General features: G+C 38.3%; 14 protein-coding genes. 7 read left to right on the top strand and 7 right to left on the bottom strand.

From position 1 onward, the window contains the following. The first annotated feature begins 18 nt into the window (after positions 1 to 18). From ACFINS_RS00975 to ACFINS_RS00965, 3 genes are all read left to right on the top strand, one after another. Positions 19 to 825, top strand: coding sequence for a lysophospholipid acyltransferase family protein (locus tag ACFINS_RS00975; RefSeq protein ID WP_375611308.1), 807 nt, complete (start codon positions 19 to 21; stop codon positions 823 to 825). A 692-nt stretch (positions 826 to 1,517) separates the two neighbouring features. Next, entirely contained in the window at positions 1,518 to 2,615 is a 1,098-nt protein-coding gene (locus ACFINS_RS00970; RefSeq protein WP_375611309.1) for a D-alanyl-D-alanine carboxypeptidase family protein, read from the top strand. Between the two features lie 392 nt (positions 2,616 to 3,007). Beyond that, positions 3,008 to 4,069 (top strand): CobW family GTP-binding protein, encoded by a 1,062-nt coding sequence (locus ACFINS_RS00965; RefSeq protein ID WP_375611310.1) that lies wholly within the window; start codon positions 3,008 to 3,010, stop codon positions 4,067 to 4,069. A gap of 892 nt (positions 4,070 to 4,961) precedes the next feature. Here ACFINS_RS00965 and ACFINS_RS00960 read toward each other — a convergent pair. From ACFINS_RS00960 to ACFINS_RS00950, 3 genes are all read right to left on the bottom strand, one after another. Further along, on the bottom strand, positions 4,962 to 5,711 hold the full coding sequence (locus ACFINS_RS00960; RefSeq protein WP_375611311.1) for a L,D-transpeptidase family protein: 750 nt from the start codon (positions 5,709 to 5,711) through the stop codon (positions 4,962 to 4,964). Positions 5,712 to 5,751: 40 nt separating this feature from the next. Then, the gene (locus ACFINS_RS00955; protein ID WP_375611312.1) at positions 5,752 to 6,708 is read right to left on the bottom strand and encodes an acetyl-CoA carboxylase carboxyltransferase subunit alpha; all 957 of its coding nucleotides are present in this window, start codon (positions 6,706 to 6,708) and stop codon (positions 5,752 to 5,754) included. Positions 6,709 to 6,786: 78 nt separating this feature from the next. Further along, complete coding sequence (locus tag ACFINS_RS00950; RefSeq protein WP_375611313.1) at positions 6,787 to 7,725, bottom strand: site-specific tyrosine recombinase XerD; 939 nt, start codon at positions 7,723 to 7,725, stop codon at positions 6,787 to 6,789. A 260-nt stretch (positions 7,726 to 7,985) separates the two neighbouring features. On the opposite strand from ACFINS_RS00950, the gene ACFINS_RS00945 reads away from it, so the two are divergent. The 4 genes from ACFINS_RS00945 to ACFINS_RS00930 all read left to right on the top strand — a co-directional run bounded on the left by ACFINS_RS00945 (position 7,986) and on the right by ACFINS_RS00930 (position 10,948). Next, the gene (locus tag ACFINS_RS00945; RefSeq protein WP_375611463.1) at positions 7,986 to 8,618 is read left to right on the top strand and encodes a shikimate kinase; all 633 of its coding nucleotides are present in this window, start codon (positions 7,986 to 7,988) and stop codon (positions 8,616 to 8,618) included. Next, positions 8,593 to 9,726 (top strand): 3-dehydroquinate synthase, encoded by a 1,134-nt coding sequence (aroB, locus tag ACFINS_RS00940; RefSeq protein ID WP_375611314.1) that lies wholly within the window; start codon positions 8,593 to 8,595, stop codon positions 9,724 to 9,726. The genes ACFINS_RS00945 and aroB overlap by 26 nt, the downstream gene beginning before the upstream one ends. A gap of 416 nt (positions 9,727 to 10,142) precedes the next feature. Continuing rightward, entirely contained in the window at positions 10,143 to 10,538 is a 396-nt protein-coding gene (locus tag ACFINS_RS00935; RefSeq protein ID WP_375611315.1) for an MliC family protein, read from the top strand. A gap of 17 nt (positions 10,539 to 10,555) precedes the next feature. Then, positions 10,556 to 10,948 (top strand): MliC family protein, encoded by a 393-nt coding sequence (locus ACFINS_RS00930; protein ID WP_375611316.1) that lies wholly within the window; start codon positions 10,556 to 10,558, stop codon positions 10,946 to 10,948. 16 nt (positions 10,949 to 10,964) lie between these two features. Here ACFINS_RS00930 and mnhG read toward each other — a convergent pair whose 3' ends face one another. Genes mnhG through ACFINS_RS00910 form a run of 4 tightly spaced genes read right to left on the bottom strand, consistent with a single transcriptional unit; the run spans position 10,965 to position 13,754 of the window. After that, the gene (gene mnhG / locus ACFINS_RS00925) at positions 10,965 to 11,375 is read right to left on the bottom strand and encodes a monovalent cation/H(+) antiporter subunit G (RefSeq protein ID WP_375648889.1); all 411 of its coding nucleotides are present in this window, start codon (positions 11,373 to 11,375) and stop codon (positions 10,965 to 10,967) included. Continuing rightward, on the bottom strand, positions 11,372 to 11,653 hold the full coding sequence (locus ACFINS_RS00920) for a K+/H+ antiporter subunit F (protein ID WP_375606068.1): 282 nt from the start codon (positions 11,651 to 11,653) through the stop codon (positions 11,372 to 11,374). The genes mnhG and ACFINS_RS00920 overlap by 4 nt, the downstream gene beginning before the upstream one ends. Then, positions 11,650 to 12,135, bottom strand: coding sequence for a Na+/H+ antiporter subunit E (locus tag ACFINS_RS00915; protein WP_375629083.1), 486 nt, complete (start codon positions 12,133 to 12,135; stop codon positions 11,650 to 11,652). The genes ACFINS_RS00920 and ACFINS_RS00915 overlap by 4 nt, the downstream gene beginning before the upstream one ends. Beyond that, positions 12,132 to 13,754: a monovalent cation/H+ antiporter subunit D gene (locus ACFINS_RS00910; RefSeq protein WP_375648896.1), complete on the bottom strand. Its 1,623-nt coding sequence runs from the start codon at positions 13,752 to 13,754 to the stop codon at positions 12,132 to 12,134. Before ACFINS_RS00910 ends, ACFINS_RS00915 begins: the two co-directional genes overlap by 4 nt. Position 13,755 lies beyond the last annotated feature (1 nt).

Below are 13,755 nucleotides of genomic sequence, written 5' to 3'. Positions count from 1 at the left end.
TCTTCTTATAGATATAAAATGGAAAATGTAGTGCTTATCCTTCGTTCTATTCTTTTTACGTTCGCTTTTTATACATCAACTTTCATACAAATGATTCTTTACGCTCCCGTTTATTTTTTAATGCCCCGCAAAAAGGCATGGATTGTTCCTAAAACATGGGCGCGCGTTACACTCTTTTTGCAAAAATACATCGCAGGCACAAGTTATGAGATTGAAGGTTTAGAAAATCTTCCCAAAGGACCCTATATCATTGCTCCAAAGCATCAATCGGCTTGGGAAACTTTCAGTCTTGTTCCTTATTTTGATGATCCCACTCTCATTTTAAAACGTGAATTGATGTGGATTCCATTGTTTGGCTGGTATATGGCAAAAACGCAAATTATCCCCATTAACCGCACAACACCCATCAAAGCCTTAAAAATGATTATACAAAAAGCAAAAGAGAAAGTAAAACAAGGGCGCCAAATCTTGATTTTTCCCGAAGGAACACGCCGACAACCCGGTCAAGAACCAGATTATAAGTCAGGAATTGTCGCGCTCTATAATGAATTAGGACTTCAAGTTGTTCCTATTGCACATAATGCGGGTTTATATTGGCCACGCAATAATTTTCGCCGCTATCCCGGAACAATTCGTGTCCGTATTCTTCCCCCGATAGAGGCTGGTTTAAGCAAACGTGATTTTCTAGATCAACTTGTCCAAAAAACTGAAAAAGCGTGTGATGAACTGCTTCTCTTAGCAGCTCAAGACCCTACCCCTCCTCCTATGCCACCATACGCTGTTCAGAAACTTCAAAAACTAAATCAACATGAAACAATGCACTGATTGATAAGAATAATGCATAACTTTGTATATTGAGCGGAGTATAGGGAACAAAAATATAAGAAAGATACTTCAAACTTTCTAATTTAAAATTGTAAAACACTTGTACATGATAAGAAATGATCAATGTGTAAATTTTTTTGAAAAAGAATTCTTCCTCTCTTTAAAATCATTTAAATAACATACATCTCATTGATTTATAACGATGTTTTAGCGTTATTCAACTTGAATGAGAACCCTGAACACCGTAAGATTTTCTCATTTCAAATCTATTCTAGGTTGAATCAATTAGAATCATTTTCTTACACATTACAAGCGGGGATATCTGTGTGAATAAAACGATACAAGAAAAGATTAAAATGCTTTTTACGAACCGTCTCAAGTGCCAAGGGCTATCCTAACAGGAGAGCAAGAAAAATGCATGATTATGCAGATTCATTCCTTTCTGAGAAATTCAATTCCTCCAAGAACCTGAAATCTTGTACAATCTTCATTATTTAAAAAGTATTTCTTGAGATACTTAAGTCATCAAACCAAATTCAAGGGGAAAATAAAAATGAGAATTGGTTTTTATCCCACAGACACAACGGATACAGCAATTAACCATCTTTCCTTCCTATCCTAGACTTAAATGCTTTGTGTGCTACATTAAAACAATTCTAAATAACGAATAAGAGGGAACTAGATTTAAATTAATGCGACGTCTCTTCTATAATTTATTTTTTTCTGTGATTTTGAGTTTATCCAGCGCTGTTGCTCTAGCGCAGCCTTTTATTTCTGTTGATGTTACAACGAGGCGTATCTTAAAACATAATCAAGCTTTTGAGCGTTGGTATCCTGCTTCCTTGACAAAATTAATGACCGCTTATGTTATTTTTCGTGCCATGAGCCGAGGGGAAGTTTCACCAAACAAACATATCACCATCAGCGAATACGCCGCAAAAGCTCCCTCATATCGTTCAGGCTATAAAGCTGGTTCTGTACTCACACTTGATACAGCCTTAAGTATCACCATGGTTAAATCTACCAATGATTTAGCCATTGCCATGAGTGAAGCTGTTGCGGGTTCACAGAAAGATTTTGTACGTAAAATGAATAGCGAAGCTAAACGTTTAGGCATGTTTGGCACCCATTTTGCGAACGCAAGTGGTTTACCAGATCCTCAAAACTACTCCACGGCACGCGATATTGCTCTTTTAGCCGTTCAAATACGTCGAGAATTTCCACAATATGCTCATTATTTTTCTATTCCAGCCATTGATTTTGGTAATAATCGAAAAATCCAACATAACTCAAACAACCTCATTGGCCGTTTTTATGGGATAGACGGTATGAAAACAGGCTTTATTTGTGCCTCTGGTTTTAATCTTGTTGCCTCAGCCACCCGCAATAAACGTACAATTATTGCTGTCATTCTAGGTGCTAACAACATAAGTGAAAGAGAAGAAAAAGCTGCACAACTTCTTGAAATAGGATTTTTGCACCAAGGAAGCCCCCAATTAACACTAGCAACATTAAAACCTTATGGGAGCAACATAACACAAGCCAACAATATGAGACAACAAACATGCACACCTGAAGCCATAAAAATGCATGCAAATTCATATGATGATCAAGGAAATATTATTCTCACCTCACCTTTTATCACTGCTCCACCTTCTTTTTCTCATCCTTTATCAGTACACCTCATTCGTACGCCACAAACACCTAAAATGACAGTAAAACCACTAAGAAAACCCTATATTCCGTATAAAAGGCACGCAAACCATTCTATAAAAAGCCATAAATCATAATCTACAATTAATTATAATACTTTGATTTATAATCATAATTAATTATTTTGTACCTTATGTCAAAACCACAAGTATTGTAAGATTCTCTCATTTCAAATCTGTATTTGTTGAATCAATAAAACCAGTCTCTTGCGCGCCACAAGGTGGATGAACATGTAGATAAAATAATTAAAACAAGGAATAAAAGTCCTTTCAAGAACCAAGAATTATCATAACATTGACGCTAAAAGTGTATAATATACCCACGTGCACCTACCTTTATAAGCGTAAAGATAGTGGTACAATGGATTTCATGGGGGATTAACCATTATATCCCTCACGGACATCATTATAAATTGCTTAGACATACTGAGATATATTTTTTAAAAACAAAACTATGATTGATGATTAACATGAAAATAAAGCGCATCCCTCTCACGCTTATTACGGGTTTTTTAGGCTCTGGCAAAACAACTTTGCTCAACCGTATGCTACAAGACCCTCTTCTAACAGAATGTGCTGTTATCATCAATGAATTCGGCGAAATCAGTATTGACCACCTTCTGGTTGAAAAAACGACAGAAGGAATTATTGAGCTTGCCAATGGTTGCTTATGCTGTAATTTACGCAGTGATCTCATCGACACATTAATTGATTTAATAAATCGCGTTCAGACAGGACAGATCAAACAACTCCATCATATTATCATTGAAACCACAGGGATGGCTGATCCCGCCCCTATTTTACAAATACTTTTAAGCCACCCATTGTTTATTCAAACATTGTCCATAAATGCTGTTCTTGCAACATTTGATACATTAAGTCCACTTTCCATATGTAAGCGCTATCCTGAAATATATAAACAATTAATATTTGCTGATAAAATCATTCTCACCAAAACAGATCTTAGAGACCCACAAACGCTTTCAGATGCACTCCTTAGCACACTTAAAACAATGAATCCTACAGCACAAATCATTGACGCCCATTCTAAAGATTTCTGTTCAAATCTATTAATAAATAACACATTATGGGATGAAAAAGTAGAAAATACAAAACTTAAACAAAATCTTACGACTACCCCACATGATCATACCCCCCATAAAACCATTCGTACCTTTTCACTAAACTGTGAGGGTCCTGTTGATTACGCCACAATTGAAGCTTTTTTAGATCTCCTACAAGAGCGTTATGGTACAAAATTATTACGTATTAAAGCAATTATCGCATTGCGTGATGACCCTTATCGCCCACTTGTATTACATGGCGTACAAACATTTTTTCATCCTCCCATAAGATTGCCGGCATGGCCAAAAGGAATAAAACAAACACGTTTTGTCATCATTGCCGATGGTGTTGAAAAAGACGCAATACAAAAGCTCCTCAATGCTTTTTTTAATAAACCAGCAATAGATACTGCAGACAAAACAGCTCTCTTAGAAAATCCTCTGGTCATTCCAGGAATAAAATTTTAATTTTTTCTCCCCTTCAATGATATAATATTAAATTCATTGGCACCACCATCTTTATGCTTTTAAAGAAGCAAACCGGCACCATTACACACTTTGCTAATTCCCAATGTTGAAACAAGCCCTTGGTACTTGAGACGGTTTGTAAAAAGCATTTTAGTCTTTCTTGCACAGTTTCACCCACGCGGTTATCCCCGCTTGTAACGTGCAAGAAAATGGTTTTAATTTATTCAACATGGAACGGCTTTGAAATGAGAGAATCTTATGGTATTCAGGGTTCTAATTTAACTTGAATAACACTAAATTATCATTATAAATAAAATTGTTATGATAAAAAATTTAATATCCATCAATCTGCAAACAGATTGTTTTCTCTCTAAATGCGCTTCATCTGCAAACCACTTCATGTGATTCATTTCACAGACAGATTGACCAAATTCTTGGTTCTAAAATATTCTGCTCAACTCTATATTTATTCAAGCTAATTGAAATCAAAATCCCTGTTAAGAAAAAAACCAAAATCAGACAGAGGCAATATCGCATTTTAAAATATGTGAATGTGTCTTATATAACAGCACGACAAGACAATATTTTACAGCATAAAAGAATAAAACTCTTTGAAAGAAATAAAAAGAGAGGTGCATTTTATGTTAACTTACTCTTCACTAAAAACGAAGATTGACACCAGTGCCTATGTGCAAACAATCCAACTTCTTTGAGAAAATTCCTCTTGGCTTCCCACTTCATATGATTTACTTACATTAAGGCTCTATGAAAAAACTCTGCACTTTAAGACTATTGACCACTCACTTAAACACCTTGTGTGCAAAGTTTTTGCATATCCTGTATCGCCATTATTAAGTGATAGTGTTTACGGTGCTGTAAGATACAATAACACTTACTGCATTAGAGAAACTGAATTTTTATCAATATCGCGATTAAAAACGTAACGTTTTTCATAAACCTCAACAGTTGGAGGTTGACGATTTTTTTCAAAAAAATCATAACCTTTCTTAAGCATAACCCAGAATTGATAATGAGGATTCTTGCTATGACGTGACATATTATCCTCGGTCATGCGGAAAGGAAAAGCCTGCAACTGAAACTCTCTTTGTCCTCCTTTAAAAGCATCCCGTGCAAACGCATAAATCTGAGCCATGTTCTTATCACTCATAGAATAACAACCTGCGGAAAAGCAAGAACCATGCACCATAAGATTGCTTCCTGTGCGACCATTTTCCTGATCATAAAGGTTAGGAAATCCTATATTAAAAGAGAGATAATATTTTGAATAAGGATTCATTTGGTTTGCGCTAATAGTATAAAAACCCTCTGGTGTCTGAAGATCCCCTTCTTTATATTTAGGTCCAAGCTTACCAGACCATTTGCAAATGCCATAGCGAGCAACCAAGATAAAAGGTCCTGAACGAGATTGCTTCCAAACTTCAGCAAGATTTTCTTCCTTAAAAAACCGCATCATAATCGGTGCATAGGGATCTATATCATACAGAACCATTCTATTTTTGATTTCTTGCGGCAACGGCTGCTCAACTTTAGCGCGAATAGAGGCTGGTAATCTTCCTTCACATGCTGTCAATAGTCCCATTACAAACAACACACACACAGCAAGGAATCTGCTAAATGTCATCGAATAAAACTCCAATCCAACACCCCTCACAAAAAATAACCTATGTTAGAGATCGACCAATTTGAAGGTATTTTTCCCTTCGCTCTTGTTTAAGCACTTGACCATCTTTTCCAGCCATAGCTTTTAAAGCCTCTGAAATAACATCACCCGTTGCATCAATGACAATCTCTTTGCCACGATGCGCTCCCCCTAAAGGTTCCGAAATAATGCCATCAATAATCTTTAAGCGATACAAATCTTGAGCGGTAATACGCATATTCATTGCAGCATCTTTTGCACGAGCTGGATCACGCCATAAGATAGAAGCTGCTCCTTCTGGTGAAATAACAGAGTAAATTGCGTGCTCCAACATATAAACTTTGTTGGCAGCCGCGATTGCTATCGCCCCTCCAGAACCGCCTTCTCCAATAACAACAGAAACCACAGGAACTTTCAAACGCAAAGTTGTAGCTGTTGATTGAGCAATTGCTTCCGCTTGCCCACGTTCTTCAGCGCTTACCCCAGGATAAGCACCTGCTGTATCAATAAAAGTGAGGAGTGGCAAACCAAAGCGGTCAGCCATTTCCATAATACGTACAGCTTTACGATAGCCTTCTGGACGCGCAGAACCAAAATTATAGCGCAAACGTGTTTGCGTATCGTGACCTTTCTCTTGACCAATATAAGCAACGGCCTCACCTTTAAAGCGTGCAAACCCCGCTTGAATAGCCTCATCTTCAGCAAACTTTCGATCTCCGGCCAAAGGCGTAACGTCACTCAATAGGCGTTTAGAATAGTCCATAAAATGGGGACGATCCGGATGACGAGCGACTTGTGTTTTTTGCCACGGCGATAATTTTTTATAAATATCGCGCAACGCTGTTTGGGAACGCGTTTCAAGACGAGCAATCTCGTCACTCATATCAAGACTGCCTTTTTCCTGAGAAATTTTTTTTAATTCAAGAATTTTCCCATCAAGATCAGCAACTGGTTTTTCAAAATCAAGATAATTATACATTTGTGTCAACTCATTCAGTGTCACTTATACACTTATAATTTGCTTTATAAAGTCTTTTTCAAAAACATCACCTTTTCTTTAACGAGCCTTTTGCTCATCGGCAAGTGGATGATGCTCATTGACTAAACGATAAAGTCCCTCTTCCAACACATGGGTATAAATCTGAGTGGTAGCAATATCAGAATGACCTAACAAATGTTGAACGGCACGCAAATCAGCACCATTTTGCAAAAGATGACTAGCAAAAGCATGACGCAACACATGGGGAGAAAAGCTATCACTTCCTATCCCTGCTCTTCTAGCGAGATTTTTCAACTCTCGTGCAACGACTTGACGAGCAATATATCCTGTCTCGGAATGCGCAGGAAAAAGATAAGAACTCGTAGCGTCCTTTCCCTGATCACGCAAATTTAACCACTGTGAAAGAACTTGGCATGCTTTTTTTGATAACAGCACCATTCGTTCTTTTTTGCCCTTACCACGAACCAAAACGCTGTATTCATTCCTTCGAACAGACTGAACCGGCAGACTCACCAACTCACTAATACGTAACCCTGTTGCATAAAGCATTTCAATCAATAGCTGAAGACGCAGTGCACGGAAATAACCTTTGGACCCATAGTCTGCTTGATTGACTTCTAACTCCGCAAAATCAAGCAATTTTATCACTGCATCTTCACTCATGATTTTGGGCAAAGGACGCCTCTGACGAGGTGCATCAATATCATGAGAGGGATCATCTGCTCTCAACCCTTCAGCATAAAGGAATTGATAAAACTGACGCAAAGTTGATAAACGGCGCGCTTGCGACGATGCCGCAAAACCAAAAGTATGCATAAGTGACAAAAGAGTAATTAAATCTTCTTTTTGTGCTGAAAAAAGCGAAACAGAGTGTGAAGACAATTCGTCTTGTGCCCACTGCAAATCATGCTGATAAGCCGCAAGCGTATGAGACGAAGCCCCTCTCTCCGCACTCATCATCTCAAGAAAATGATCTATCACAGCACCACTTTTCATTTCATTGATTCGCTTCCGTAGAAAGATTCCATGAATCCAAGGGAACATCAATGTACATATCCACAGTTACTGGTTCAACCCAAACCACAAGAGCACCCATTATAATGAAAAGAACAGAAAGCAAAATGAAAAGAATCATCAAAAATCTAGTCAATGTTGGCATAAGACAATAACCTACCCAAAAATATTCTATCTCGTATTATGCCTCACAAAGATTAACAGGAATTGACTTTAAGATGGATAAATGCCGAAATAAAGTTATGAAAAGCAATCGACAAAAACGCGTCCCCATAACACAAATAAAGAATCAGCTCTTATCGTCCCTTGATAAAAGAGCACTTGTCCTTGTTGGTCTTATGGGGGCAGGCAAATCAGTGATCGGAAAACGCGTCGCCACCATGCTTCGTTTACCTTTTTATGATTCTGACCAAGAAATTGAAAAAGCTGCACAAATGACAATCACGGAACTCTTTGAAATTTATGGTGAATCCGAATTTCGTGCTCTTGAACAGCGTGTTATTCTAAACCTCATGAAAAAAAGTCCCCTTGTTTTAGCAACAGGTGGTGGTGCCTACATAAATGAAAATATCCGAAAAGCCATTCACAAAAATGGTATATCCATATGGCTAAAAGTCGATCTTGATATCCTCATGCAACGTGTCTCAAAGCACCCAACACGTCCCCTGCTTCAAACAGCCAATCCTAAAGAAACCATGCAAAAACTCATGGAACAGCGTTATCCTATCTATGCAAAGGCAAACTTAACAATTAACAGTCATAAAGAAAGCCGTCATACCGTAGCACAAAATGTTATACGATCCGTACAGCACTACCTATACACAGAAATTAACAATAGGGATAACCAGCATGCAAACCAAAACCGTCACTGTTAAACTGGACAAACACTGTTACGATATCATCATTGGTCCGGGTCTGATTACACAAGCTACTTCACAAATTAAACATGCTCTTAATAAAAAAGATCCTCATCAAACGCGCTTGGCACTTGTTACAGATACAAATGTTGCTTCCCTTCATTTGGAGATATTGCAAGCAGAATTAACAAAAAATAAAATTCATACTGTCCCTATTATTGTAGAAGCGGGAGAACAATCAAAATCATTTTCAACCCTGCAAGTTGTTATCGATCAAATTCTTGCTGCACGCTTAGAAAGAGGCGACTGTGTTATTGCTTTTGGCGGTGGTGTCATTGGTGATCTAGCAGGATTTGCGGCAAGTATAATCCGCCGTGGCATGAACTTCATTCAAATGCCCACAACGCTTCTTGCACAAATTGATTCTTCTGTTGGTGGAAAAACGGGAATCAATAGCCAATATGGCAAAAATCTTATTGGTGCCTTTTATCAACCACAATGCGTTATTGCTGACACGTGTCTTCTTGATACCCTGCCACCGCGTGAATTTCGCGCTGGCTACGCAGAAATAGTAAAATACGGTCTCATTAACCAACCTGACTTTTTTGAGTGGCTTGAAAAAAATGGGCAGAAAATTTTCTCTAATGGCCCTATGCGAACAGAGGCCATTGTTCGCTCATGCCAATTTAAAGCTGCCATTGTAGCACGTGATGAGTACGAAACGGGAGAGCGCGCACTCTTAAATCTCGGCCATACATTTGGACACATGCTTGAAACAGCAACCGCTTATGACTCCAACCGTTTAATCCATGGCGAAAGTGTAGCAATTGGGATAATTCTAGCTCATCAATTCTCTGCTCAATTAAATTTAATAAGCCCCACGCTTACACAACGCATTGAAGCGCACTTCAAATCTATAGGATTGCCTACACAATTAAAGGATATCCCAGGGTCTCTACCAGATGCTGAAACTTTAATGACTCTCATTGCCCAAGATAAAAAAGTTTCGCAAAACAATTTGACTTTCATATTAACACGCGGACTTGGCCAATCATTTATTGCAAAAAATGTTTCACCAGATGCAGTTTTATCCTTTTTGGAACAAAAATTAACAGAAATTCGTTAATTCATATTGAATATAATTGATTCGTTTTTATACTTCTATTAAAGATTAAATATGATGATGTCTGCGTAGCTCAGTAGGATAGAGCACAGGATTCCTAAAGAAATTGGGCACTTTGAGGAGAAATCCTCAAAGTGAATCTGCTCAAATTCGGGGAAAGCTTCATGGGCGACTATATGCCAATCCCGAGCCAAGTCTCTTTTCAAATGAGAGAAAGGTGTAGAGACTGAACGGGCAGCACCTAAAGAGCAAAAGCTTCAAGGTGAAGAGACAGTCCAGACCACAAACAGCCGATAAGGCTGGCGGTGAAAATCGAAGTGGTATGAATCCTGGGGTCGCAGGTTCGAATCCTGCCGTAGACACCATCGTATCAGTCAAATTATTCTTTGTGCACAATATTAGGAATATAGGGAAGCATCATGAAAAAAACTTTGCACATTTTAGGATTTTTCACCGCTTTAAGTTTATCACTCTTCAGCTCAAACAATAGCTTAGCTGGTTCTTTAATCATTGAAGTACCAGACAATCCAGAGCCCAAAACAGAGACCATTACCTATCAGTGTGAAACTGGAGCAGGTAAAGAGCGCATTGAGGCAGTCTATCTTAATGCTGATAATATTTCGTTGGTTGATTTCAAATGGAACGGTGACCGTGTCATTGCTGCTAATGTCATCGCGGCAACAGGAGCAAAATTTGCAGGAGCTCAGTATATCTGGTGGGAGAAGAACAAAGAAGTCACGCTTTATGACCTTGCTCAGGATCCAGAAGAAAAAAAACCTATCCTCTGTAAAGATGAGTCAACATTATTATTTTAAATAACACGGGAAATATTATGAAAAAAATTTCTTTTACTAAACAATTTTTCATTACTCTAAGTGTGCTCCTCCTCGGTTCAATTAATGCATTAGCAAGTTCTTTAGTCATTGAAGTACCAGATGATCCAGAACCAACAACAGAGACCGTCTCCTATCAATGCGATATGGGAACAAGCAAAGAGTATGTTGAAGCAACTTATTATAATGCTGGCAATATTGCGCTTGTTGATTTAAAATGGAACGGTAAGCGCATCGTTGGTTCTAATGTAATTGCCGCTTCTGGAGGAAAATATGTGGGTGGACAATACATTTGGTGGATAACTAAAAATGAAGCCATATTTTACGATCTTATTAATGATCCAAAAGAAGAAAAGCCCATCCACTGTGTAGAAGAAAAAAGCACAGAATAAGGAAGATTCTTACATTTCAAGAACCGCGCTGGCTCTCATCTCGTGATGTTCCTTCTGATGTGGGTAGCTTTTCCTCCGTTTGGTGTAATAAAAGAGCCAGCGGTTTTTCTGATTGTTTTTCTGAATGATGTCGATAAGCTGCTGTATGTGAAAGCAACATAGAAGCTACCGGTGCTGTTAAAAACAAAAAAAACATCAGCAACACTTCATGAAAAACAAAATAATGGTCCACAAATATTGAATGAAGAAATGAAGAAATAAGAATACTACCAACGCCCCAACTCGTACATACTGAAAGCATATGCAAACGCTTATAAAAATTGGAAAAACGCACCAAACCTATCGTTGCGATCAATGTCAATCCAGACCCTAATATTAAGAAAACTGTGATAGCAATAGCAACCACAAGCGATATATCATCTTTCATTCAATAATCTCCCCCCGCATAAGAAATTTCGCCAAAGCGATGCTTGAGACAGATCCCAACAATCCAATAATGAGAGCTGCGACAAAATAAGTGGTTGTTCCTGAACGAATATCGAATGTAAGAAACAAAAGAATAGTGGTTATATAAAGGGCATCCAAACCAACAATTCTATCCTGCGCCCGTGGACCACGAATCAACCGAAACAGCGCGAAAATCACCGCTAAACTTAAAAAAAACTGTGAAAAGAAAAGCCCCCAATAAAGAATCACCATACTCATAAAAAAATCTCCAAAAGCAATTGCTCATACCGTTGTTTGATCAACTGTTTGTAATCATATCCATTTTTTAAATTTAAGACATGAAGCAAAAGTTCACCCTTTTTACTATTATAGGCAACCCAAGCAGTTCCAGGGGTTGCCGAAAGGATGCATGCTAAAATAGCCAAAGCAGTGCGATTATGAAGCAGAAGAGGTACTACAATAAAACCAGATTTCTGCTCTCGAGACCTTTTTGTTAAAACAAACCAAGCCACCGAAACATTTGAGAATATAGAATCTATAAATACTCGAAAAACGAGACGAAAAACCGCACTCCAGCTTTTAATAACAACCTTCTCCGGCTCCAGAAGCCGTATCATCCAACCACAAAACAAAGCGGTTAAAATCCCTAAAAGCAATTGCCCTAAACTAAAACCATTTAAAATAAGCCACATAAGGACAATGACACCACTGAAAAAAGGGGAAGGACAAAAACAATTCATTTACTTATCTCCCTATTTTCGAGAGAAAAATCCGTTAAAACGCTCCCAATATAGTTTTGAGGTTCATACAAAGTCTTAGCAGTTTCAGACATATAATGACTAACAGGACTGGCTACAATTGTTATAAGAAAACACAAAGCAAGGAGAACGGCAATAGGCGCAAATTCTATCACTTGCACACGAGGAATACGCCCTTCAAGAGAAACCCAAAAAGTTCGGATACCCGTTCGTGTCAATGCAATCAAAGCCGCAAAACCAGAGAGAGTGACAAAAACTACAAAAAGCCAATCTTGGTAAACCGGAAGAGAAGCAGAAAAATCCTCTCTACTGTGGTTTAAAATTGCCATGAACATCATAAATTTAGCAACAAAACCAGAAAAAGGCGGCAATCCAATAATCAAAATGGCACAGATACCAAAACAAGCTCCAAGAATTGCCAAGGTTACTGGAAAATAGATGCCAACTTCATCTTCTTCCTCCTCTTCATCGTCACCATACACCTCCATTGTGACAGCAAGAACATTAGCAGCCACATCTTGACAGCGTTCTACCAACTCTACCAAAAGAAAAAAAGCTCCCAGTGCTAAAGTTGAAGAAACAATATAAAAAAGTGCGCCTGCTGTCAGTGCTGCATTGCCTATCCCGATCGCAGCCAACAATGTGCCAGAAGAGACAAGAACGCTATAAGCTGCCAAACGCACCAAAACTTGGCTCGCCAATACTCCAATAAAACCAATAATCATAGTGGCAAGCCCACCATAAAACAAAACTGTATGACTAAAATGGTTAAAATATTCACTTTCAGGACCAAACCATAGCAACGTTAAACGTAAAATAATATAAATACCAACCTTGCTCAAAAGTGCAAAAGAAGCTCCAACAGGCGCTGCTGCTGCACTGTAAGTTGGCACCAACCAAAAATTAAGCGGCCACATACCCGCTTTAAGCAAAAAAGCAATACCTAAAAGTGCAACACCTATTTCGAACAAAACAATATCTGTAGAAGATATATATTTTATTTTAACAGCCAAATCGGCCATATTAAGAGTACCAACGACTCCATAAATGAGCGCTATACCAACTAAAAAAAATAATGAAGCAACAAGATTAACCACAACATAATGCAACCCTGCACGCACGCGTGTCTGACCAGAACCATGCAAAGCAAGCCCATAGGAAGCCGTTAACATAACTTCAAAAAACACAAATAAATTAAATAAATCGCCAGTCAAAAAAGCACCATTTATCCCCACCATAAAAAATTGCATTAGTGACTGAAAATGAGAACCAGCTTTGTACCAATGAGCCCGCGCAAAAACCAACACGCTAGTCACCAACAAGCTGGAAAGTAAAAGCATCATAGCGCTTAAGCGATCAAGGACTAAAACAATTCCAAAAGAAGACGGCCAATTACCAAGTCGATAAACATCGCAAGCCGGTGCTATTTCAAGAGTACGTATAATCAATAAAATGGCAGTAACGACCAACAGTCCCGCAGAAGAAAGACTGATGAATGATTTAAGTCTTGCACGACGTTCATCATAAAAAAGAAGAAGTGCTCCAGTGATTAACGGCAAAAGAATAGGCAAAATAAGGAGATGATGCACTCCTATTTCCATT

The sequence above is a fragment of the Bartonella sp. AA2SXKL genome (genome assembly GCF_042197205.1).
Taxonomy (GTDB): domain Bacteria; phylum Pseudomonadota; class Alphaproteobacteria; order Rhizobiales; family Rhizobiaceae; genus Bartonella.
Note: the sequence above shows the minus strand (reverse complement) of the source record. Positions and strands in the feature narration are given on the sequence as shown.